At 43.1% G+C, this 22,384-nt stretch carries 19 protein-coding genes; 6 read left to right on the forward strand and 13 right to left on the reverse strand.

Translation table 11 applies throughout. The annotated features are described in order from the left end of the window. Window positions 1-10 precede the first annotated feature (10 nt). From AC3CKG_RS06710 to AC3CKG_RS06745, 8 genes are all read right to left on the reverse strand, one after another. Window positions 11-925 carry a VirK/YbjX family protein gene (locus tag AC3CKG_RS06710; RefSeq protein ID WP_488529232.1) on the reverse strand — a complete coding sequence of 305 codons (915 nt, stop codon included), beginning with the start codon at window positions 923-925 and terminating at the stop codon, window positions 11-13. Between the two features lie 284 nt (window positions 926-1,209). Continuing rightward, window positions 1,210-1,356 carry a hypothetical protein gene (locus tag AC3CKG_RS06715; RefSeq protein ID WP_017106021.1) on the reverse strand — a complete coding sequence of 49 codons (147 nt, stop codon included), beginning with the start codon at window positions 1,354-1,356 and terminating at the stop codon, window positions 1,210-1,212. Window positions 1,357-1,383: 27 nt separating this feature from the next. Continuing rightward, window positions 1,384-1,659 (reverse strand): HU family DNA-binding protein, encoded by a 276-nt coding sequence (locus tag AC3CKG_RS06720; RefSeq protein ID WP_017106020.1) that lies wholly within the window; start codon window positions 1,657-1,659, stop codon window positions 1,384-1,386. A 350-nt stretch (window positions 1,660-2,009) separates the two neighbouring features. Continuing rightward, window positions 2,010-2,705, reverse strand: a complete 696-nt coding sequence (locus AC3CKG_RS06725; RefSeq protein WP_488529056.1) for a VC0807 family protein — start codon at window positions 2,703-2,705, stop codon at window positions 2,010-2,012. Between the two features lie 173 nt (window positions 2,706-2,878). After that, complete coding sequence (locus AC3CKG_RS06730) at window positions 2,879-4,123, reverse strand: NADH:flavin oxidoreductase/NADH oxidase family protein (protein ID WP_488529057.1); 1,245 nt, start codon at window positions 4,121-4,123, stop codon at window positions 2,879-2,881. A gap of 212 nt (window positions 4,124-4,335) precedes the next feature. Further along, entirely contained in the window at window positions 4,336-4,908 is a 573-nt protein-coding gene (locus AC3CKG_RS06735) for a YceI family protein (protein ID WP_488529058.1), read from the reverse strand. A 221-nt stretch (window positions 4,909-5,129) separates the two neighbouring features. Continuing rightward, window positions 5,130-6,899, reverse strand: coding sequence for a hypothetical protein (locus tag AC3CKG_RS06740; protein ID WP_488529059.1), 1,770 nt, complete (start codon window positions 6,897-6,899; stop codon window positions 5,130-5,132). A 191-nt stretch (window positions 6,900-7,090) separates the two neighbouring features. Then, entirely contained in the window at window positions 7,091-7,993 is a 903-nt protein-coding gene (locus AC3CKG_RS06745; RefSeq protein WP_102295197.1) for a LysR family transcriptional regulator, read from the reverse strand. A 396-nt stretch (window positions 7,994-8,389) separates the two neighbouring features. On the opposite strand from AC3CKG_RS06745, the gene AC3CKG_RS06750 reads away from it, so the two are divergent. Further along, window positions 8,390-9,106, forward strand: coding sequence for a DUF1826 domain-containing protein (locus AC3CKG_RS06750; RefSeq protein ID WP_102300214.1), 717 nt, complete (start codon window positions 8,390-8,392; stop codon window positions 9,104-9,106). A 57-nt stretch (window positions 9,107-9,163) separates the two neighbouring features. On the opposite strand, the gene AC3CKG_RS06755 is transcribed toward AC3CKG_RS06750, so the two are convergent. After that, window positions 9,164-9,523 (reverse strand): VOC family protein, encoded by a 360-nt coding sequence (locus tag AC3CKG_RS06755; RefSeq protein WP_102300213.1) that lies wholly within the window; start codon window positions 9,521-9,523, stop codon window positions 9,164-9,166. Window positions 9,524-9,638: 115 nt separating this feature from the next. Then, window positions 9,639-10,340 carry a helix-turn-helix transcriptional regulator gene (locus tag AC3CKG_RS06760; RefSeq protein WP_488529060.1) on the reverse strand — a complete coding sequence of 234 codons (702 nt, stop codon included), beginning with the start codon at window positions 10,338-10,340 and terminating at the stop codon, window positions 9,639-9,641. 306 nt (window positions 10,341-10,646) lie between these two features. Between AC3CKG_RS06760 and AC3CKG_RS06765 the strand changes: the two genes are divergently transcribed. Next, window positions 10,647-12,533, forward strand: coding sequence for a methyl-accepting chemotaxis protein (locus tag AC3CKG_RS06765; protein ID WP_488529061.1), 1,887 nt, complete (start codon window positions 10,647-10,649; stop codon window positions 12,531-12,533). A gap of 102 nt (window positions 12,534-12,635) precedes the next feature. Here the strand turns inward: AC3CKG_RS06765 and AC3CKG_RS06770 are convergent, their stop codons facing one another. Continuing rightward, complete coding sequence (locus AC3CKG_RS06770) at window positions 12,636-13,037, reverse strand: ACT domain-containing protein (RefSeq protein ID WP_488529062.1); 402 nt, start codon at window positions 13,035-13,037, stop codon at window positions 12,636-12,638. A gap of 128 nt (window positions 13,038-13,165) precedes the next feature. Beyond that, on the reverse strand, window positions 13,166-14,059 hold the full coding sequence (locus AC3CKG_RS06775) for a LysR family transcriptional regulator (protein ID WP_488529063.1): 894 nt from the start codon (window positions 14,057-14,059) through the stop codon (window positions 13,166-13,168). Window positions 14,060-14,235: 176 nt separating this feature from the next. Between AC3CKG_RS06775 and AC3CKG_RS06780 the strand changes: the two genes are divergently transcribed. The 4 genes from AC3CKG_RS06780 to AC3CKG_RS06795 all read left to right on the forward strand — a co-directional run bounded on the left by AC3CKG_RS06780 (window position 14,236) and on the right by AC3CKG_RS06795 (window position 20,804). Next, a complete protein-coding gene (locus AC3CKG_RS06780) occupies window positions 14,236-15,138 on the forward strand; it encodes a Vmh family MBL fold metallo-hydrolase (RefSeq protein WP_372112114.1) in 903 nt (300 codons plus the stop codon). A gap of 297 nt (window positions 15,139-15,435) precedes the next feature. Further along, the gene (locus AC3CKG_RS06785; RefSeq protein WP_488529064.1) at window positions 15,436-16,251 is read left to right on the forward strand and encodes a TauD/TfdA dioxygenase family protein; all 816 of its coding nucleotides are present in this window, start codon (window positions 15,436-15,438) and stop codon (window positions 16,249-16,251) included. A gap of 322 nt (window positions 16,252-16,573) precedes the next feature. Then, window positions 16,574-18,343, forward strand: coding sequence for an ABC-F family ATP-binding cassette domain-containing protein (locus AC3CKG_RS06790; protein ID WP_488529065.1), 1,770 nt, complete (start codon window positions 16,574-16,576; stop codon window positions 18,341-18,343). 412 nt (window positions 18,344-18,755) lie between these two features. After that, a complete protein-coding gene (locus tag AC3CKG_RS06795) occupies window positions 18,756-20,804 on the forward strand; it encodes an ATP-binding response regulator (protein ID WP_488529066.1) in 2,049 nt (682 codons plus the stop codon). A 154-nt stretch (window positions 20,805-20,958) separates the two neighbouring features. Here AC3CKG_RS06795 and cqsA read toward each other — a convergent pair whose 3' ends face one another. Then, window positions 20,959-22,140: an alpha-hydroxyketone-type quorum-sensing autoinducer synthase gene (gene cqsA, locus AC3CKG_RS06800; RefSeq protein WP_488529067.1), complete on the reverse strand. Its 1,182-nt coding sequence runs from the start codon at window positions 22,138-22,140 to the stop codon at window positions 20,959-20,961. Between the last annotated feature and the right edge of the window lie 244 nt (window positions 22,141-22,384).

The following is a 22,384-nucleotide window of genomic DNA, read 5'->3' on the forward strand; positions in this document are numbered from 1 at the left end:
CAGAATTAAATCAGCTCGCTTTTGCTAGTTGAATTGGTGTCATGTCAGTACCGTGGGTGTGCTGACTGATTACATTATGCAGGTCTTGCTCGTACTGATCTAACCAAGCATAGCGCTCACGATATAGTTTTCGTTTCTGACGTTTAAGAGGCTCTAGGTCTTTCCTTGTTGACTGGATAGGCAAAGCGTAAAAACATTTGTCATGTAGCTGTCCGTCGTGCTCTTCCCACAAGCAATTATACTTGAGGCTTATCGCTTTCCCTTTCTTACCATAGCGTAATGAGTTTGAGACATGTCCTGTTTCGTTGACCGCATAAATGTGATTAATTCCCAGGCTAGTCGCCATTAATCGAAGGGTTTCTACCATGAAAGATTTGGGTCTTAAACCATAAAATGCCTTTGTAAATGTGCGACTGAAGCCATTGTCATTTGCTCCGCCTTGCACACCGCCAATGTAGATATCATTGTTAAAAACGGAGAATGAGATGGTGTACATTTTGTTCAACATGGAATCAGTAAGGGAGAGGGTGAGTTCGCCTTCTTTTCTCGCATTTCTTTCAAAGCTTAGGTTTAGCAAGTAGGTTTGTTCGTCGATCTCAAGCTCTAAAAGGTTAAGTCTCTCGTTATAAATTTGATGGCGCGCTTGTGTCGTGAACTTGTCTTCAAACCAATCATAATGCTTTGATAGTATTTCTATTTTTTCTTTTTTACTGAAGTCAGTACACAAGTAAGGGGTGACAAACTTAGAGAGGAAATTTGGCTGTTTTTTGAACAAGAGTTTTCTCTCGACAGAGCTGAAATTCTCATTCATTTTTTTAGTATCTGAATAATAAAACAGTGCACGAACAGCGAACTTAACTATCGCCTTGTACTTTCCTTTATTCTTATGGACATTAGCTTCAATTCCCATGCGAACTACATTCATAATCACCTCAACAAAGAAGCACTGCACGAACACATCAGTGTCGCGATTACTTCCTTTAATCTCATAAACAACAAGGGAAATGATGATAATGAAAAGTGTCATGTGGGTATGTATGGGTATGTATGGCAATGTAACTGAATCAGTTACTTAGCGTTCATAACTTGTGCATTTGTCTCTATTAATCGTGAAGGGGGTCTTATGAGAGAGGGGTCTTTGTTGTAGGCGTTGGTCCTTAAACAAATAATGCCACTACAGAGCTGCAGTGGCATTTGAACGATAACAATCTATAACTCTAACAGTTTGGCCAATTCACGCTGCTCCATTAGCTCTTCAATACGTTGACGAGTTTTAGGCGTTTCGGCTTGCGCTTTAGTAGACTTGCCAGCTTTTTTACTGCGACTGGTTTTCGCTTTTTCTTTTGGCGTAGTCATCGTAACTTTCCTTGTTGTATTGCGGTATTAAAGGTTGCATGCCTCTTTTAAAGCTTTACCTGCTTTAAAGGCTGGCGTTTTTGACGCTGAAATTTGAATTTCTTCTCCAGTTCGTGGGTTACGACCAGTGCGTGCTGCGCGGGCGTTCACTTTAAAACTGCCAAATCCAAGGATAGACACATCATCGCCGTTAGCAAGAGTCGTAGAAATGCCTTCAACGAGTGCATTTAGCGCTGTGCCCGCTTGGTCTTTTGAGATGTCTGCAGAAGTCGCGATGTGTTCAACTAATTGAGATTTGTTCATAATCTATATTCCTTATTGAGTACGGCTGGCGTCTACCTTTAGCACCTAGCTGATACGATCTTATCAATAGCAATTGAGATAATGTCAGTGATTGGGTAGGGCTTTGTAAAGTAACCAACAAAATCGACTATAAAAGCATCTGTCGGTTCAATCAATGAAATTCGTTGATTATTATGGATTTAGAGCGAGTTACTTGACCTAATCTAAGAAAACGGGCCTCGAATTATAAATGTGATTCATTTGATCAACCAAAGATGAAATTCCATCTGTTGACCAACGAGAGAGTAAAACGAAAAAGCTCAGCGAGTGTGCTGAGCTTTTGGTGTTTTTCTAAGGCCGTTCGGTAAGAGCTACTTAGTAATGAAGATCTGTTCCGTTTCTAATGATGTCATGTCGCGCACTTGGCGCCAGATGTAGTAGAAAATACCTAACATCATCAGAAGGCTTGGGATAGCGATTGCTGGGTAGCTGTAAAGTGTCAGCTTACCAAGTTCTTCATTGAAGGCGACTGTGCCTGCTGGGCTGGTGACAATCCAAGTCGCTAGAAAGTAGTTCATCGCAGAAGAGAACGCGAACGTACTTGCGAATAGGTAATTTGATGTCATTAGGCAACGATCAAACTTAGCTTGGTTGCCAAACTGTCTCAAACGCTCTTCAATCTGCGAGATATTCAATAGTGCCGGAGTGAAGATAACTTTTTGGATAAATGGGTAGCGAGTAAACGTAGAGCCAAGTACCGCTAAACCAATTAGGCCGGGGATTAATGCTTCTTTTAGTGCCAACCAACGAGTGTCGAGTTCGAAGAAACCAATGCCGCCCGTTAATAACACACTCACAAAGCCCAGCGCTGCGATGAAGTTAAACTTCTTGTTGCGGATGAGTTCCATACCACCGTAAGCAATAGGGAAGGCAAGTGCGACAAGCAGTGCTAAGCCAGTTCCGAGATGCTCCTCTCCACTGAACTTCATTAGGATGAAGGAAGGAAGAAAGACGTTAAACACGACTTCAAAAAGAGGGCTCGATTTTTTGTTTTCTGTATTACTCATAATTTCTAAATACATTATGTTATGGATTTATTCTCAGGGATTGTTGTTTACCTCGCCCAAGATGTAAAGCCTTAAGGCTTCATGCTGTGTAACGACATGTGACATCAACGACATCTTTTGGAGTATAAGTGCTTAAATTCTCGGGAATAAATACGCTAAATATGACAAACACGTTACGCTCTGCGTTTCTTGAAGGCGTGCCAACCTGCGCTTAAGATCGTTTTAACTACGACGCCAAGAGCACTTAATCTAGGATCTGTGTTTTTTCCTGCGGCCATTCGCCACATTTGATGTTCGTACCAAACTAATCCAACCATCGCCATTCTATCTAATGAAGGCTTTCCTGTAGTAGGGACGGTTAGTGGCATCCCGTATTCTGGGTTTTCAATTAACTTATTTGGGAAGTCAGGATCGACCGCCATGGTTCGAGCTATGCCGATAAAATCAGTGGCGGATGTATTTAACGCGTCATTCATCGCTTGTGCGGTTCGAAAGCCACCAGTGACTACGAGAGGCGTGCTGACCAGTTTCCTCGCTTTAACCATGTAATCCATAAAATAGGCTTCACGTTTGAGTGTGCTTGCTTTTATCGGTTCACTTTTGTTCTTAGAACCCATCATTGACGGGCTTTCGTAAGTCCCGCCTGATATTTCGATTAAGTCGATTCCGTCTTCACTCAACGCTTTTACAACCTGCATTGACTCTTCTTCCGTGAATCCACCTTTCATGAAGTCGGCACTGTTAAGCTTGATACCAACAGGGAAATCATCGCCCACTTCTTTTCGGATACCACGATAAACTTCGAGTACGAATCGAAGTCTGTTTTCCAATGAACCGCCCCATTTATCGTCGCGTTGGTTGTGTCTTGCCGACAAAAATTGACTGACAAGGTAACCGTGAGCACCATGGATTTGTACGCCAGTAAAGCCAGCTTGTTTAGCGAGTTTAGCGCTTACGATAAACTTATTAATAACTCCATGGATCTCGCTTTCACTGAGTGCTCTTGGGGTGTTGAAGCCTTTCTCTAATCCTCGGCCTAATGATATAGCAGAGGGAGCGACGGGTTCATTGCATAAGAACTTAGGGATCTGCTTGCCTGGGTGGTTAAGCTGCATCCATATTTGAGAGCCGTTTTGCTTTCCAGCGTTAGCCCATTGGCGGAAAACGGTTAAATCACTTTGCTCATCCAAAACGACGTTTTTCGGTTCACCGAGCGCATTCCTATCAACCATTATGTTACCGGTCATCGACAAACCAATCCCACCGTTCGCCCAGCGTTGATAGAGGTTAACTAGACCGACTGTCGGGTTGTGGTGTTTGTCGCCAAGTTGTTCGCTCATCGCTGATTTAAATAGGCGATTCTTAATCACTTGGCCATTGATTAGGGTGAAAGGTTTACTGAGGTTAATAGAGTTCATGCGGTTTTGGCTGCTATGGGCTTTTTCTATGAGGGCTCTAGTATGACCTATTTGGTCTTTGGTTCCGAGCAATTAGGTTTTGTTGAACCTTGTTCTGGCTCTGTTTGGGACTTTATAGGCATTAAGAATGACGGGATATTCCCCTCTTAAGCTCTCGCCTTAATAGGATGGAGAGAGCTCAAGCGGAGTCAGAAAGAGGCGGTATTAAACCATTACTTGTCGAAGAGTAGATTGAAGCTTAGTGGAACTTTATCGGAAATCGCTAGCCCGCCGACGGTTGCTGAAAGCTTGTTTAGGTTTTCCGTCGATATCCCAAAATCAGCGCCATCAACGATGATGGTTGAGGTTGAATTGACCATGACAAAACCTTCAGACGGAACGACCATCACTGGGAAGTCAATGGTTTTGGTTGTGCCGTGTAAGGTAACTTCGGCAGCGATGGTCGTAATTTTCGGGTCGCCAGATAGCATTGCAGGGTTAACCTTTCCGGAGATCTTCACTTCAGGGAAAGTCATCGATTCAAAGTAGAGTTCATTGAGTCGCTGGTCACGAATCGATACTCCAGTACTGATGGTCTTTAAGTCTAACAATATTGAAAATTGACCGTCTTCAGTAAGCCCACCAGATAGAGGTTTTACAGATGCGGGCTCTACAACAAACTGCTTCTTAATGGTTGCGAATGTAACGTTCGATAACTTTGGATCTAGCGTGTAGCCTGTTTCTGAAAAAGAGGGCGCAGAAATGAGGGTACAAAACAGACCGAGCGTAGGTATTAGTTTTTTCATAAGTGGTCACCATATAGATGAGTTTTTTCGTTAAGTGTAGATAGAAGCTTAGGTCAGTATTTTAATAATTACTGCAACTCAATAGGTAACAGTCAATTGTTGGAAGCAAGCGCAAGAAGCAGAGTATTTGATGTTACAAAGGGAACAGTTAGTTGAATGAGAAACTAAGGTAGCAATCAGGAGTTGTGCTTGTGAGGCCTATACGGCCCCACAAGTATAGGTTAGTTTATTTTTTGGTATGTGGATACGTTATTCGAAGTGCCATCTGGTTGCATTTTACGACGAGTTAAAACACCTTGATCCCAGTCTTTGCCTGCTGGCATGTATGACCATTTTACGAAGTACTCTTTTCCGTTTGGACATTCATTGCCCATTTCGTATCCGTCAGAGTCACAGAAGCGAACAGTTGTATTTAACTCGGCAAGCGTTGCTTTTGAAGCTCGGTCCGTTTGGTTAAACCACCAGTAGTCTAGGTTAGAAAAATCGGCATAAGAATAAGGCCCCTCATCATCCAACTCCACTGGCGTGGAACCTGAACACTCTTGGCCAGATACAGTGATGTCCTTTTCACCAAATACATACTCAGAACGTGCTTGTTCCCCGTTGTTACAAGTTTCTAAGTGTTCCCATGTACCTACAAAGTCGACGTAGCGGTCGGTTTCTTGAGCGTCAATCTGGTAAATGAAGCGAGTAGATTCGCTGGCACTAGCATTTGACGCAGATTTATCTGCTTGGTCACCAAGGCTGAACTTTTTATCCAAAACCGTAAGTACTTGCGTTGTAGCATCATAAGACTGTGAGTAAATGTTATATTGCCACTTGTAAACGTCTTCTGCGCTTGCGTCATCGTAAAGTTCACTCTCAACCATGGTGTTCAATTCGGATTGTGAAGTAGCGAAAACATAAGGCATGTGGTTTTTTATATCTTCATCGTCATAACTATAGCTTTCTTCGGGTTCACTTTCGTTTGGGTTGTTAAACTTGTACGAGAATGGGGTGCTAAGATTAAATTGCGCGAGCGTTGTAGCTGGTTGATCATTACATTTGGTTTGATTATCGTCAGTAACGGTGAAGTCACCCTCTAATGCAACACAAGATAAGTATTGCCCAGCCCAAGTAGAGCTAAAACCTGAGTCGTTGTTACCCTCTAGGAAAACAATAGCGTTGTCAGAGAGTTTGTAATCCCAGCGAGCAGAGCTACGAACTAGATTAAACGTGTCTTCGTCGGTTGTTTTGTCTGCATGAACATAAAATTCCTTTTGATTCGCAGAATTATCATCGTTAAAACCAGTCAGTTTATATTGACTGACGCTAACTTCACGAATGATGTTACCGCTACCACGCTGAAACATTGGAACAGATGAGTCTTCGCCTCGCTCATACTTGCCTAAAGAATCGTTCATGTGAGCGATTGCATCATCCTCACTTACAATGTCAGCTTGATTCATCCCCATATGATCTTCTAGGAAAGTGATAACCGTGTCTTGGTCGTCTAGGTTGATTTTATGTAGTGCACTGCTGGTTGTGTCGTCCATGTTAGTCGAGAGCGTTTCCGGTAATACGATGTTTGCGTCGGTTCCACCAACATTGACAGATTGAAGAAGAATAGCGAGGTTGACGGCTCTTTCGTATGTACCTGTCGCTTCAAAGGGGCTCAAGACATCACGGTTAGATGCAGCACCAACTTTGAGCCCGCCTTCACCACCAAGGTAAAAAGTTACCGCGCTATTTGATGATGCAGTATATTGACCGCCATTTTCAGTGAAGCCAGAGTTATTTTCGCTGTCGGTATAGTAAAGGCCATCTACAGCGGCATCGACAAACGTACCTTGTGTTGTAGTTATAGGGTTAGTTACATCAATAGGGTTAGTTACGTCAATTGGCGTTGTACTTGAATCACTGTCGCTGTCGTTACAACCAGTTATGCCAACTAGGATCGCTGCAGATAAAGCACAAAGCTTCAGCGGGTTAATATCAGTTTTTCTCATCATAATATCCTGATTTGTGAAGTTAGTTCATTAAAACGGAAAGATTATGACGAGTTGAAATATGAAATTTGGTTATATATTAAATAATAGTTTTCATGTTTTTAGATCAAATTGATACTAAATTTTAATTGGGTAGTATTTGTTCATTAAGCTCCTCTGTTTAGCCCTTATTTGAAAAGAGTCGTGTACTAATATCATTTGTTTGCTGTTGCATATATTTGGTTGCGAAGCCACTTGTGAGCTGAGTCGACAGTTTTTCGTGGATGCCAATACATCGATATGTTTATGTCGCTGAATTCAAAAGGTAGATCAAATATTTTAATTGAGAACTTATCCCGACAAGTACTTTCCATGAAGGATGGTAAAAGAGCAATACAGTCTGTTTGTTCGATTAAGGGGAATGTTTCAAAAAAACTAGAAGCGTTATAAACGATTTTTCGAGCTTTAAGCGCCATCATATCGTTGTTCGACAATACGTGCTCTCTATTCGTCTCTCGTGTAACCGCAACGTGGGTTTCGGCATAAAATTGTTCTTTGGAAATAATATTTCTTTCAATTCTTGGATGGTCAGTTCTACAACATGCCTTCATTTGGTCAGTAAGAATTGTTTTATGCCTTAAGGTTGTATTCCCTATGGGACGTAAACCTATGATTAAATCATAGTTGCCTAAGCTTAGATCGTTTTCATAGTCGGAAGATGTAAGAGGGTGCACAACTAGGGAAATACCGGGTGAGAGTTTTTGAATTTTTGCAAATAATTCAGGCAAAAGAAAAAAGTCAGTGGCATGCATACAGGCGATTGAAAATGAGCGAACCGAGCTAGCAGGATCGAACGAGTTGTTTGCTGACGATAACGTTGCATTGAAGTTGTCAATGATGGCGGACATGTCTGGGTAAAGAGCCGACGCATAACTCGTTGGTTCAACCCCCGATCGGGTTCGGTTGAATAAAGTATCTTCGTACACATCTCTTAATCTTGACAGCGCTTTACTTACGGCAGGTTGAGTTATTTCTAAGCGCTTTGCTGCTCGTGATAAATTTTTTTCTTCAAATATAGCGACAAATACGGGAATGAGATTAAGGTCGGTGGTTTTCATTAAATGGCTTTAATACTAGGGTACCGTTGGCACGATTTTTATAGTTACCTATTATTCTACGCTAAAAAAGGTCAAATAAAACACTGTTTTATTTGGCCTTTTTTATGAGTGTGTTTTGTTCGATATTTATTATATTTGTACATTTTTTAACTTTAATAAGATGATATAAAATGAAAAGTCTCATTTATAATTATTACCAATTGAAATCTAATTATGTTCTATGTTAATAGAATTATACTCCACATGTTTCTTAATGTCGTAAGCTTGAATATATATTAAGGTTGTTATTTCTCATTCTTTGTTGTTATGTTATAACGTATCTTTGTGGTTCTTTCTGTAAATCATGATGGTAGCAGTAAGAGGCAAGTGATAAGCATGTATCAAGGAGATGACGTAATGAATGCCGTGTTAACCAAGCCTTTGTCAACCAATAGTAACCAGCCACTTAATATTAGTTCGGCTGTTAGTATCAAAGATCAGGCGAGTCTCAAGGCATGCGTTAGTGCTTCGGAGCAGCCCACGGTATTAGCCGACATCTATCAAAGTGACATCAACATCGCGATTTGGCAGCGTAAGTTTGATGCTGACTTAACAAGTGCCATTGGTGAGTTTATCGCGTCGAATCCAAATTTTAGTAAGTCTATTAGTCTGTCACCCGACAACGCTTTTGAGAAATTAGAGTTTGCGACCGACGGAACGGCTTCTAAAGCGCTATTAGAAAACATGGCAGAGTTGGTGGATATGTTCTGTTGCTTGTTCGAGCTTGAAGAAGTAGGGCTGCGTTTCGCTGTTCTGAATAAGGCGATGTGTCCTCGTTTCCATTTTGACCAAGTACCTTGCCGCTTAGTGACGACTTATCATGGTGTCGCGACGCAATGGTTACCTAACTATGTGGTTGATCGTTCGAAGCTAGGACGAGGAGCTAACGGACAGCCCGATTCTGCTTCAGGCTTATACACTCATGAATCTGATATTCAACAAATGGCGAGTGGTGATGTGGCGCTATTGAAAGGGGATCGTTGGAGTGGCAATGAAAATGTGGGTCTTGTGCATCGTTCTCCCGTTACTTCATCTGACGAGACACGATTATTGCTGACGTTAGATTTCGGTTAGTAAGCTTTTTATGAGGTGAGATGAGCAAGCGGCTAAGTGCAGCTTGCTCTTATTCATTTAAGCGAAGACGCGGATACGGTGTCCGTCTGGATCAACAGCAAGGAAGTTGATGCCATAAACCGATTTTTCTGGTTCTTGTTCAAACTGAATGCCTTTCTCTTTCCATGCTTTATAGAGGTTTTCCAGTGTCTCTTTATCAGCAACAGGCATAGAGAGCTCAGTGCCGCCACCCTTGATGTTACTTTCTGGTGTTAGAACGTCAGCCTGCTTGAGTGTGATTTTAACGTTGTCTGCAAAGTCTAGAACAGCAAAGGTCGGTGATAGAAGCTTTGGTTCGCAATCAAATGCTTTTGCATAAAAGCCCATGCTGCGATGAATGTCTATGACATAAAGAACAAATGAATCAATGGTAAACATAATAGCTCCTGAACTGTTCAATTGGATTTGCCGTGTTGGTTGCAGTTAACTCGGCTTTTGTGTTGAGCCCGATTTGGGATCACAGCAATGTATCGAAACCCTGTGACAGTTTTTGTCAGTAGCGAATCACTTTATCTGCAATGCCTTCCATGTTCTGCCAATCTTTGATCAAGTGATGACGAGTACGCTGGTACTTTTCCTCAAGTATTGTCCATTCGGTAATTCTGTCTAGCCTGAAATTACGATACGCACTTCGCGTTTCACACCAAGCGACCAAAACATAGTGTTGTTCGAATAAGCCAATCAACATCGGCCAAACGATTCTTGAACTCACATTAGCTTTTGCGTCTGTGTAATTAATCTCAGCTTTGTTCTGTTGCTTAATCGCTAACTTGATATCTGACAGTTCGATGGATAACTCTGCGACTTCGATGATTGAAGCAACACGCACAACATCTTCACTGCGTTTGGCTTGATGGTTGGCAGGTAACACCGCAGAAATCTTGGCAATGGCATTTCTAGCCGATTCACTGAATTCACCATTGGCTTGCTTGGCTATCCATTCAGCACCAAGCCTTAATGCTTCCAATTCTCCCATTGAAAACATCATCGGAGGGAGAGTGAAGGTCGGTTTTAACTGATAGCCAACTCCTGCTTCACCATCAATTTCAGCACCTTGAGCTTGCAGCGTCACGATATCGCGATAAATGGTGCGAGTACTTACATTGAGCTCGCTAGCCAAGTAGTCGGCAGTGACTGGGTATTTATGGCAACGTAATAGTTGGAGCAGGTCAAAGAGACGTTGGCTTCGGGACATGGGAAAACTCTGAGTACATAACGAGGTATAAGATTAATGCATTGATAACGTGAGCGCTATTTTGGTTGATGATAAATGAAGTGAGAGGCATGGCACGTAAATTCCCCTTTATTGATATTGAACCTTAGCGTATATCGTTCGTCCTTGTGAGTTGATCTGGATCTGGTTTCTGGTTCACATATATCGATAATACAATAGGTTAGCCCGTTCTATTATTTATTTTAATGTGTAAAATATATTGGCTTGCTACCGCATGGGAACGGTTCTGTTACCCACGGTTATTTATACAAAAATTATAGGTTTTCTATGTTAAAGAAACTCTCGCTTAAGAATAAGCTGGCGATCTCTGCCAGTATGGCCATCATCCTGGGGGGGATTTTGGTCGAAGCACTTTCATTTCGTGCATCATTGCAACGATTGGATACTGAAGTTGAACAACGTTTGGAAGGGGCATCCGCTTCTTACAACCAATACGTGTCAGATTGGATCTTATCCAAAGAGCGTGCGCTCACTTCTCTGTCGAAAGAGTCCAAACAAGAAAGCTTGGTAACTCACCTAAAACAGGTCCGTGATTCTGCCTCTTTTGATAATGTCTTCCTGGCATTCCCTGATGGTTCACAAAAGAATGCGAATGGTGTTGTGTTGCCACCGGGCAATGATGATCCACGCGTATGGGGTTGGTACACCAATGCGGTAGCAAACCCAAGTAAAGTGTTCATGGACAACCCAACGGTTGCTGCGGCAACGGGTACTAACGTTGTGTCGCTGGGTACCGCAATGCAATTGCATGGTCAGCAGGTTGTATTGGGTGCAGATGTAGAAATCACCGACATCCTTAATAGCCTTGAAAAAGTGATTCTTCCGGGTGAAGGTTACATGTTCATCGCGACTAATAAGGGCACGGTTTACACGCACGCAGATACTAAGCTATTGAACAAGAATATCAGTTCACTTGGGTTGGATTTTTCTGATGTACAAAAGGCGTTGGTAAGCGGGAAAGACACTTCGATAGATTTAAACGGCAGCGACTATGTTCTGTATGCGCGTGCGATCGATGGAACAAACCTGATTACCATCAGCGTGGTTAATCATGATTCGTTGGTTGCACCGTTATTTGATGCGGTGATCGGTCAAGTGTTGGTGACACTGTTGGTTGTGATCGTATGTACCATATTGTTCAATCTTCTGTGTACGATTCTATTCCGTCCGCTTAATCATGTATCTCAAGCCTTGGCACAAATCGCCAATGGTAGCGGTGATTTAACTCAACGAATTCATGTTGAAAACCAAGACGAAGTCGGTGAGCTGGCTCATAACTTCAATACCTTTGTTGGCAGTTTACAGCAGTTGATTGGTCATATTCGTGGACAATCAGAACAGCTAAACAGCCAGTCGGAGCAAAGTGCCCAGCGTGCAAATCGTTCTGTGGACGAACTTAACCACCAGCAGCAAGAAATCACGATGGTGGCGACGGCGGTAACTGAAATGGCCTGTGCAACTCAAGAGATTGCATCGCATGCCGAACAAACCGCGAAAGCTGCACAAGACTCAGCGACAAGCACTAACAGTGGTCACGCTCTGGTCGTCGACACGAAAGGTTCTATCAATAACCTAGCCAATGAAGTGAATGAAGCGGGTAACGTGATCAGCGAACTAAACAAGCACGCTCAAGAGATCTCAACAGTATTAGCGACAATCCAAGGCATTGCAGAGCAAACCAACTTACTTGCTTTGAATGCAGCGATTGAAGCGGCTCGTGCCGGTGAACAAGGCCGTGGTTTTGCTGTGGTAGCAGATGAAGTACGTGTGCTTTCTCAACGCACGCACTCTTCAACGGAAGAGATCAAATCAACGATTGATATTCTACAGCGTACAACGACCCAAGCCGTTGAGTTGATGGAGAGCAGCTCTAAACTGGCAATACATTCAGTAGAAGATGCAGACAGAGCTTCGCACGCGCTTGAAGAGATCAATACTGCAGTGGCTTTGATTAGCGATATGGCGACTCAAATCGCGACCGCCGCTGAAGAGCAAACGCACGTGACGGGTGAAATTACCCAAAACATTACGACCATTAAAGATGTTACTGACCACTTAGTTGTGGGCGCGCAGGACAGCTTAACTGAGTCGAACGAACTTAAAAGCCAAGCCGCTGGTTTAAGCGACAAAGTGGCGACTTTTAAGCTTGCTTAACTGTTTCATTCACTGATGCCTGATCAGTGAGTAATCAGTAAGCAATAAGCCAAAGCGACGTAGATTACGTCGCTTTTTTTGTGTCTGAAGAACGCACTTTTGTTAGCTAGCTTCTGAAAACTCTCTAAGCGCGCTCATTGCGGCTTCAGCTTTGTCTTTTTGAACGAAGATATGGTCATGGTAATAACCAGCAATCACGTTGGCGCTAATGCCGTATGAGCCTAGCTTGGTGGCAAAGGCAGCAGTTAGTCCCACAGCTTCAAGACTGGAGTGTACCGACAAAGTGATCAGGCTAAATACACCATCGAAATCGAGTTGAGCTTGACGTGCGGCATCCTCAGCGAGCACCAAGGTTAAGCCTTCTTTTTCACAAAAGGTGGCGATTGGTTCGAGTTGAACATAATCTGTCAATCCCCCGTCTACAGTACAAAAAACGTAATCACCTTCAATGAGCTCTGGTGACATGGACTTTAGCAGAATGTTTAAATCGGTAATGGCGGTCATCGTCTTTTTCCCTGCGTAATCGCGTTTGTTTATGGTGTTGGATAATGCAGCCAAGATAGAATTTAGCTCTGCATAAGTAAAATTAATAATACTTATTCCACATCAGTATCGTTAATGAGAGAGTTTATCTACCAGCTTGTTGATTGCTCCATCTCGCTAGATAAATGATCGATAAAGGCTCTTAACAGCGGAGTGACTTGCTTTCGGGTTCCGTAAACAGCATGCACTCCGAGTGTTTTAGGTTGCCACTCAGGAAGTAATGACACTAACAGACCATCTCGTATCAAGCCTTCGACGGAAGGGAAGGGCAATATGCTGATCCCATTGCCTTTAAGTGTGGCTGACAACAATACCTCAGAGGTGTTGGCACTGATATTTCCTTTAATCGGCACAGATTCTAATCCATTAGGACCATTAAACGTCCACGCGGTTTTGCCAAAGTAACTGAATGACAGACAGTTGTGGTGCGCTAAATCTTGTGCGTTTGATGGCGTACCTTTCTCTTTTAGATATTGAGGAGATGCGCAAATCACCGAGCGACATTCACCTAGCTGCTTCGCGACAATATTCGGTGTTAGTTCGTTGGTAATGCGAATTGCCAAATCGATGCGTGATTCAACAAGATTGACTGTTTGATCAGTAGAAACGATATCAATTGAGACCTCTGGCCATTTACCGATGAAGCGACTGATCACGTCCATCAAGAAGCTATCGACAATAGAGTAGCTTGCGGTAATACGCAGTTGACCTTTTAAGTGTTCGCGGCTTTGGTTTCGAATACCCGCTAACGATGCTTCAAGGGCAAGCAGTTCTCTTGCGACTTCTAGTGTTTCTTTCCCTGCACTGGTTAAGCTCAAGCTTCGAGTGGTTCTATGAAGCAAGCGTGTGTCCATCCAGCTTTCGAGTTCCCCCAAATAGCGCGTGACTTTGGTTCGAGATAGATCAAGATGCTCTGCTGCTGCACTCAAACTGCCACGCTCAACGATGGTGACAAAGACGTTCATTGCCTCGAGTTTATCCATTGTTCTAATTACCCAGTGATTTTTGAATCTAATAGCTACCGGAAAATTAGTATATGTCCGAAAGTCGCAACAGTGAAAGTTAATTTGATGTCTATTTCATCTAAATCCAATCAAATAAGATGTTTGCACACTCAATGAGTTGGCAGGTGTTCAGCTCGAAATAACGGAATCAAGCTATGAAAAAGTTATCTAAAATTCTTCTATCGAGAACCGCGCTTTTAGGAACGATGAGCCTAGGAGCAATGTTGGCAGCATCGAGTGTTGTCTCTGCTGCTGAGCTAAACATCACTCATTACAATCCGGGTGAAAATGCGATATTCCCAGCAACCTCTGTACTGGTTTCGGGGGAGAAAGAAGTGATTTTGTTTGATGCGCAATTTAGTGTCGCTGATGGAAAAAATCTTGTGGAGCAAATCAAAGCCACTGGTAAAGAGTTGTCGATGGTTTACATCAGCAGCGGCGACCCAGATTTCTACTTTGGCTTAGAACCGATTGTGGCGGCGTTTCCAAACGTCGAGATCGTAGCTAGTGAAGCGGTTGTTGCACATATCAAACGCACTAAAGATGCAAAGCTCGAATACTGGGGCCCAATCTTAGAAGGCAACGCACCGTCTAAAGTCATTGTTCCAACCGTGCTTAACGACACTACGTTGAGGATAGAAGGTGAAGCTATCGAAGTGAGAGAAATCAATACACACCAAGCTTACCTGTGGGTTCCATCTGAAAAGACCGTGTTTGGTGGTGTGTCGGTGTATAGCGGTGTGCATGTATGGATGGCAGATACTGCATCGAAAGAGATTCGTAGCCAGTGGTCACAATCATTAGAGCGTATGAAAGAACTTGAGCCTGAAGTTGTCATTCCGGGTCACTACTTAGGTGAAATGCCAACGGGTACTAATGGCGTTCAATTTACATTGGATTACGTGGCTGATATTGAAAAGGCGTTAGCAAGCACAAGCAATCCAACGTCTGTTGATATCAGTGATTATGTGAAGAGAGCATACCCACAATTTAAGGCAACGGAAGGCGACCTAGAGCTGGGTGCCAAAGTGTTAAGCGGTGAGATGGAGTGGCACTAAGTTCATTATCTCGGTTGTATCTCAGAAAAGCTTGAAGATTGTGTGCTAGATTTAAGTTGATACACAACTGGAGATATCGATGATCTGGCTTTCGGTGAAGGTACTACAGATTGGACTTGTCTACGGATACAGGAAGTATCAAAAAACGAAAAGAGCGCCAGTTTAGGGGCTCTTTTTTTGTTTTCCAAGTAAAGCCATTTTATGTTGAGTAGGATTGAAAGAAATGGCGTATTTGTCCGGTTTAATAGTCAGTATCTAAATTGACTCTGAAATGTCACATCATCAATAAGCGAATTTATGTTGAAAATAGACCTCATTACCCCTCACATCGGTGCTCGTATTCATGGAGTCAATCTCGCGACATGCAGTGCGACTGAACTTGATGAGGTTTATCAGGCGCTTCTAACCCATCAAGTGATTTTTCTGGATGATCAAACCCTTTCGCCCAAACAGCACTTGATGATTGCAGAGCGATTTGGACAACTCGAACCAGCGCATCCGTTTTTTCCTCGCGTCGAGCATGTACCTCAGGTGAGCGTGATAGAAACAACGCGTGGCAATGCTCCGATGGAAAGTTATTGGCATACGGATCTAACATGGCGCAAATTGCCGTCGAAAGCTTCTCTGTTGCATGCTCAGCATGTACCCAATGTGGGAGGGGATACGATTTGGTGTTCTATGACTGCTGTGTTTGATTCGTTAGATGAAGACATGAAAGTAAAGCTGAGAGGCTTATCAGCGACTCATTCGCTGGTGGCGTTTGAAGGTATAGAATCGGATCAGATTGAGCTTGATTGGCATAAGTCGTTAATCAAAACGGCTCAAGAAAATCCCCCAGTGATTCACCCGGTTGTTCAAATTCATCCTGAAACGGGTAAAGAGACGCTCTATATCAATGAACAGTTTACTCGTTATATCAACGAGATCGACCGACAAGAGAGTGTTGTTTTACTTAACCAACTGTTCGAAATTGCACGACGCCCTGAGTTTCAAGTTCGTTTCAAATGGGACAAGGGAACCATGGCTATTTGGGATAACAGAGTAACGCAGCATTACGCGGTAATTGATTACGGCGACACGCCAAGAAAAATGCATAGAGTCACGGTGACTTAGCTTACGTAAGTTTTGGGTAAATTGAGGCCAAGTCGCATACGACTAAATATTTTGACTCATAGGTCAATGTGATTTATTTTTAGCGCTAATGTTTAACTCAATACAAATAAGGAGGATTTTTATGAAAGTGTGTAAATTTAACTTTGCGCATATTTTTTGGTACGACCAAAACTCAAGTTTTAACACTATCGTGCTGCGATAACCAAAACTTGAGCGAAGCATTTAAAACTAAACTTCTATAGAGTTTCTTCACTCTAGTTTACTTGGTTGTTGTCAGCAAATGACGACAGCGCATTCGTGCGCTTGAAACTTGAGTAAACACATGACTACATTAATATCTACATCATCCATTTCTTACGATCTAACATCATGCCGCTTATTTGATGGGCTTTCTTTCACCATTAAAAAGGGTGACCGCATTGGCATAATTGGCAGCAATGGATGTGGGAAAAGCACCTTACTACGTCTATTAAACAAAGACTTACCTGACTCTATCGGCAGTGTGTCTTTTGCTTCTTATGCTGAAGTCGCGCTTATTGAGCAACATCTGCCTAAACGCCTGTTGAGCATGTCGATGCTTGATGCTGTTATCGATAATCTCCCATCTGAGATCCAACTCTCTGAGCAATGGCGCGCTCAAATCATCTTGTCTAACTTAGGTTTTGACGAAAGCTATTGGGGTCAGTCAATTGATACCTTAAGTGGTGGTCAATACGCGCGAGTCTTGGTGGCTAGAGCCTTAATTGTCGAACCTGATGTTCTACTGTTAGATGAACCGAGCAACCACTTAGATTTGCCAACTTTGCTTTGGTTAGAGCAATTTCTGATGGATTGGAAAGGCACCTTTGTCATGGTTTCGCATGACCAAAGGCTACTCGACCATGTGACCAATTGTACTTGGGTGTTACGTGACAAAAAGCTGCAATACTTCAGCCAAACCTGCACTGAAGCAAGAAAGGCGTTAGAAGAAAAAGATCGCGCCGACGTTGAAAGACAAGAGGTGGAACAAAAAGAGATCAACCGCATAGAAAAGAGTGCACAGCGATTAGCTATTTGGGGTAGGGATTTCGATAATGAAGGCCTAGCACGCAAAGCCAAAAGTATGGAGAAACGTGCTGCCGGTTTACGAACGACTATGACGCGTTTGGATACGATTGAACCTTGGACGCTAAGTCTCTCTGGTGAGTCGATGAAAGCTAACCGCTTACTTGAATTAGCATCGGTACCAATAGCAGCCGCGCAAGATCAAGCGCCTTTGTTTGAAGTTCTGTTCCAGCAGATAAAAAGCGGTGACCGAGTCGCCATCTTAGGTAAGAACGGCGCAGGTAAGTCTTCATTGTTGAAGGTGTTATGGGCAAGCTATCAAGCCTCTCAACTTGAAGATAATGGTTACTTTCATCCGCAAGCCGAAGTGGGTTATTACGATCAAAGCTTGAACCAACTGTGCGATGAGCACTCATTAATAGACTCGCTGTACCCGTTTTATCCTGTGTCGCAGGAAGCAAGAAAAATGGCTCTGATCAGTGCTGGTTTTTCTTATGAAAGACACGATCAAAAGATCGCAGAATTAAGCGGTGGCGAGCGCTCTCGTTTACTGTTTGTCGGGCTATCTTTGGCTAAGTATCACTTCTTGTTATTGGATGAACCAACGAACCATCTTGATATTGAAGGTAAGGAAGAGTTAGCGCATTGCTTGACTCATTTTGAAGGAGGGCTGTTGTTGGTCAGCCATGATCGAGAACTCATCGAGAGTTCATGTAATCGATTCTGGTATATCAGTGATGGTCAGCTGGTGGAAATGACTTACTTAGATGCGGTTTATGAGGCCATGTCTGTCGGTAATCAGGTCGTTAGCTTAGAGGCGAGTGAGACAGCGCCAAGATCGGTGTTGTTATCCAAATCTGAGTTTAGCGAAAATCACCACTCAAATACGGCACAAAACGATGAAGAGTTGCTTTTGGAAAGGCTGTTGGAGTTGGAAGAGTTACTGACACAAGACCAGTCTCGAAAAGCAAAACATCAAAAGCCAGATCTTCAACAGAAATGGCAGCAAGAAATAGTAACTATCAATATGAAATTGGAGCTTAGTTAGCTTTACATATCAGTTAGTTCTACATATCAATTAGTTGTAAATTTCAATTAGCTGCGCGTGTTAGTTTGCTAAACATCTTGGTTAGCTACGCACGCCAGTTGATTCGATATAACATTGAGGAGTTGTGTGTGCTCGGCTGTGCTCGCTGAGCACGCATGACCAAAGGGTCTTTATCTATTCAGAATCGGCCAAAGGCTCTTTAGTTATTCTGAATCCGCTAAAGGCTTTTGTTACTTTTATCAGTATTTATACTGACTCCAATTCAAGTTTAAAAGCAAAAACCTTGATATATATTTGATTGAAACCTCATTGCTCGGAGGCGATGTGTAATATAATCCGTGACAAAATATAAGAACAAAAATTCATTCATAGAATTTGTAAACGTTAGGGCTTAGTTAATAAAGTATTCCGTATGAACGCTATTCGCAAAGTTTATCAGTACGCAGAACCAAACCTTACTCTCGTCGGATGGATGGGCTTTGTCGGCTTCCCGATCTACTACGTTGTGTGGGAGTTTTTGTTCCCTCAACCCTATGAAAACTTATCGCTGCGTCTCGCTTGTTCTGTATTATTCTTCGGCATTATTTTTCGTAATCGTGTCCCATTTGACTGGCGCAAATACCTTCCTGCTTATTATCAAGTTGCGATAACCCTCTGCTTACCGTGCTTCTTCTTCTACATGCTGCTGATGAACAATTGGTCCAACGTTTGGGTCATGTCTTTCATGTCGGCCATATTCCTGCATATCTTGTTGGTGCACGTAACTAAAGTCATGTTCGCTCAAACCTTTGCCGGAATCGGAATTGCGACGTTTTGTGCGTGGGTGGCACAAGGCTTCTATCTAGAACTCACAATGGACTGGACACATGTGCCAATCTTTTTGTTTATCTACTTATTCGGTAACTTGTTCTACTTTCGCAATCAGGTGGAACACGAGAACAAGGTGTCATTGGCGAAATCTTTTGGGGCTGGTATTGCCCATGAGATGCGAAACCCATTAAGTGGCTTGTTGACCTCTATCGATGTCATGCAGTCCATATTGCCGAACCCCAAAAGTGGCGACCATAAAGGGCAATACGCGCTGAGCAATGAAGAAGTTATCCAGTTGCGTGAAGTGGGGGATGAGGCGATGGAGATTATTCACTCAGGTAACGAGACGATTGACCTGTTGCTGACTTCAATTGATGAAAACCGCGTGTCTCGTTCAACATTCAAAAAGCATTCAGCGCAAGCGGTGGTTGAGGATGCAATAGACAGCTTTAACTACAAGCGTTCAGCCGATAAATCTGCGATATCTTTGGATGTACAAAGCGATTTTGATTTCTTGGGCAGTGACACCTTGCTGAAGTACGTCATGTATAACTTATTCAAGAACGCATTCCATCATCGCAGCCCAGAAGATTTTCATATTCATGTCACGATGTGTAGTGATGAAGTGACTAATCAAATCATGGTCACCGATAACGGTGCGGGTATTTCAAGCGAGTTGATTCGACGCATTTTCCAAGATTTTTACACCACGGGCCAGTCGGGTAATTACGGACTGGGTTTACCATTTTGTAAGAAGGTGATGCGTTCGTTTGGTGGTGAGATTAAGTGTCAGTCAGAAGTGGAACAATGGACGCAGTTTACGATGACGTTCCCATCTTTGACTTCAAATACAGTGAAAGAGATCAAGAGTGAGCTCACTAAGCTGAAGACTGTATTGATGGTGAGCGACCAGAAGATTCTGACCAGTAAAATGACCGAAATATCGCGTTTTATGGGCTTTGAACTCGCTATCTTAGATGTCGCATCTGCGCTTAAGAACAAGGAATACCAGTTCGAATTCGATCTGATTTTCGTTGATATGGAGAGCTTGGACTTACGAGCCAGTTGCCTAGAGAGGATTGAGTCACTGCTTTCGTTCACTGAAGCGCGAATCATCTATTTGTATGAGCATCATCCTATTAAGCGTGTACGCAACGTTTCTTTCGAGCCGATTTGGGTGGAAACACAAGTTTGGCTGCTTAATACTAAAGCGACCATCGACCGCTTACTTTTCGATTCCAATTACGTGATGCCAGCTGCACCTACAAAACCGCTAGAGGCTGCAAATAAGCGAACGATTATGGTAGTGGATGACAACGAGTCTTTGCGCCGTTTTACTGCGATGTTACTGGAAAAGCAGGGTTTTGATGTTGTGCAGAAAGAAGATGGCCAACAAGCATTAGACGCGTTAGAGGGCGACGAGATCGACTTGATTCTCATGGATATCGAAATGCCCATCATGGATGGTGTGGAAGCTTCTCGCCGAATTCGAGGTGCTAATAAAGCGTACTCTTCGGTACCAATCATTGCTCACACGGGTGACAGTTCGCCAGTCACTTTGGAGAAAATGGAATCGTCAGGCATGTCAGACTTTATCGTCAAACCGGCAGATAAAAACCGACTGTTCGATAAGATTGCTCACTGGATTTAGTGAATGTTATAGGTTGAAGCGCACGGCCATTTTTTCAGCGAACACAAACACAAGAAAGAGCTCAGCGAATTGCTGGGCTCTTTTTGTTTAGCGACATGATAGCGTCCATTCAGTCCTGCCGTTTGTGTTAGTTATAGAATTGGTGTGTACAGAGTTACACGAACTCTAACTCTGGGTGATGGTACGCTTCGTGACAAACCGTGAGCACATGGTCAATGTCTCGTGGTGTCATGTCGGCATTCACTGAAAATCGGATGATGTTCTTGTTCTTGCCCGTAGCGGGGCGGCAGAACACTGCACCGAACACATCACGCTGTTCAAGGAAATCGCGTACTCGCTCTGTATTCCTCTCATTACCGCACTCCAACGCAACGATTTGAGATTCGCTACGGATGTTAAAGCCAATCCGCTTGAGGCCTGTGGTGAGCGATTTAGCGCGTTCAAATAATGCTTTTCGTTTATCTTCTGCACCTTTAATCACCTCCAAGGTTTTCTCTAAACGAATCACTTCTTGCGGCAACACAGTTGAGCTAAAAATCGCTGGGTATGCGACAAACGGCAAGGTATCTGATAGCTGTTTAGGCCCGAGGATTGCGCCTGCGCGATAAGCAAAGGTTTTGGCCAAGCTGACGGTGATAAAGTCGACTTGATTAGTGAGCCCAAGAGCTTGCACTAAGCCAGCACCATTTTCTCCATGCGTGCCCAGTGAATGCGATTCATCTACGATAACTGCGCAATCAAACTCTTGCGCCATTTCGTAGATGTCGCGGAGTGGAGCAATGGTGCCTATAGTGCTGTAGACCGAATCGACAACAATCACACCAGAGCCATGACGTTCCAGTTGTTTACGTAAGTGACTCATATTGTTATGCATAAATGGATGGGCGATTGCACCGGCAGCGCGAATGCCTTCCCATAACGACATGTGTGCCAAAAAGTCAACATACACAGGCGTATCTGGCGGACAGATCGTTTGAAGTAACCCAATATTGGCCGCCCAGCCAGATTGAGAAAGCAAGCAACTTTCCATTCCTACATAGCTCGCGAGTTCGGTTTCAAACGCAGGTTTAGACTCTTCATCTTGCAGGAAAATGGCTGACATCACCACGTTGTCATCGTGTTCACTGATCGCAGCTTGGTGAGCTTGTTGGATCGGCTTGTTGTGTGACAGGGCTAGATAGTCATTGCTCTGCATGACAACAGCGTTGCGCGGTGGACGTTTACCCAGAACCAAGTGTTTCTGGCTTTGGTTCTGGGTAATCAGGTCTTGAATATAGAAGTTCAAGCGTTCTTCAATAAAGGAAGGTAGTGGTTTTTTTTTGGTTTTATCACTCATAATAGTTCTCTTCAAATACAGGATAACGCCAGCGCTGACGGTTGTATATTGACGACAAAAAGTGACGTGTCATTAGCTAAGTTGCATAATTTTGTGGGTGCTTGCAAACTCAGTATTTATGGGTTTTGAGGTGATTGAATTTCCTTACGGTACGGGGCTTTAGCCTAGGTTTAATCGGAATAATAGCCTCTTCCTTTATGACAAATAGCTATGAAAAAGTTATCAATAAAAGCGATCAAAGAAG

The sequence above is a fragment of the Vibrio sp. QJM3NY_15 genome (genome assembly GCF_057785995.1).

Excerpts from the sequence above, each read along its gene's own strand:
- AC3CKG_RS06710 (WP_488529232.1), bottom strand. The coding sequence starts at position 925 with ATGAATGTAGTTCGCATGGGAATTGAAGCTAATGTCCATAAGAATAAA.
- AC3CKG_RS06715 (WP_017106021.1), bottom strand. The coding sequence starts at position 1,356 with ATGACTACGCCAAAAGAAAAAGCGAAAACCAGTCGCAGTAAAAAAGCT.
- AC3CKG_RS06720 (WP_017106020.1), bottom strand. The coding sequence starts at position 1,659 with ATGAACAAATCTCAATTAGTTGAACACATCGCGACTTCTGCAGACATC.
- AC3CKG_RS06725 (WP_488529056.1), bottom strand. The coding sequence starts at position 2,705 with ATGAGTAATACAGAAAACAAAAAATCGAGCCCTCTTTTTGAAGTCGTG.
- AC3CKG_RS06730 (WP_488529057.1), bottom strand. The coding sequence starts at position 4,123 with ATGAACTCTATTAACCTCAGTAAACCTTTCACCCTAATCAATGGCCAA.
- AC3CKG_RS06735 (WP_488529058.1), bottom strand. The coding sequence starts at position 4,908 with ATGAAAAAACTAATACCTACGCTCGGTCTGTTTTGTACCCTCATTTCT.
- AC3CKG_RS06740 (WP_488529059.1), bottom strand. The coding sequence starts at position 6,899 with ATGATGAGAAAAACTGATATTAACCCGCTGAAGCTTTGTGCTTTATCT.
- AC3CKG_RS06745 (WP_102295197.1), bottom strand. The coding sequence starts at position 7,993 with ATGAAAACCACCGACCTTAATCTCATTCCCGTATTTGTCGCTATATTT.
- AC3CKG_RS06750 (WP_102300214.1), top strand. The coding sequence starts at position 8,390 with ATGAATGCCGTGTTAACCAAGCCTTTGTCAACCAATAGTAACCAGCCA.
- AC3CKG_RS06755 (WP_102300213.1), bottom strand. The coding sequence starts at position 9,523 with ATGTTTACCATTGATTCATTTGTTCTTTATGTCATAGACATTCATCGC.
- AC3CKG_RS06760 (WP_488529060.1), bottom strand. The coding sequence starts at position 10,340 with ATGTCCCGAAGCCAACGTCTCTTTGACCTGCTCCAACTATTACGTTGC.
- AC3CKG_RS06765 (WP_488529061.1), top strand. The coding sequence starts at position 10,647 with ATGTTAAAGAAACTCTCGCTTAAGAATAAGCTGGCGATCTCTGCCAGT.
- AC3CKG_RS06770 (WP_488529062.1), bottom strand. The coding sequence starts at position 13,037 with ATGACCGCCATTACCGATTTAAACATTCTGCTAAAGTCCATGTCACCA.
- AC3CKG_RS06775 (WP_488529063.1), bottom strand. The coding sequence starts at position 14,059 with ATGGATAAACTCGAGGCAATGAACGTCTTTGTCACCATCGTTGAGCGT.
- AC3CKG_RS06780 (WP_372112114.1), top strand. The coding sequence starts at position 14,236 with ATGAAAAAGTTATCTAAAATTCTTCTATCGAGAACCGCGCTTTTAGGA.
- AC3CKG_RS06785 (WP_488529064.1), top strand. The coding sequence starts at position 15,436 with ATGTTGAAAATAGACCTCATTACCCCTCACATCGGTGCTCGTATTCAT.
- AC3CKG_RS06790 (WP_488529065.1), top strand. The coding sequence starts at position 16,574 with ATGACTACATTAATATCTACATCATCCATTTCTTACGATCTAACATCA.
- AC3CKG_RS06795 (WP_488529066.1), top strand. The coding sequence starts at position 18,756 with ATGAACGCTATTCGCAAAGTTTATCAGTACGCAGAACCAAACCTTACT.
- cqsA (WP_488529067.1), bottom strand. The coding sequence starts at position 22,140 with ATGAGTGATAAAACCAAAAAAAAACCACTACCTTCCTTTATTGAAGAA.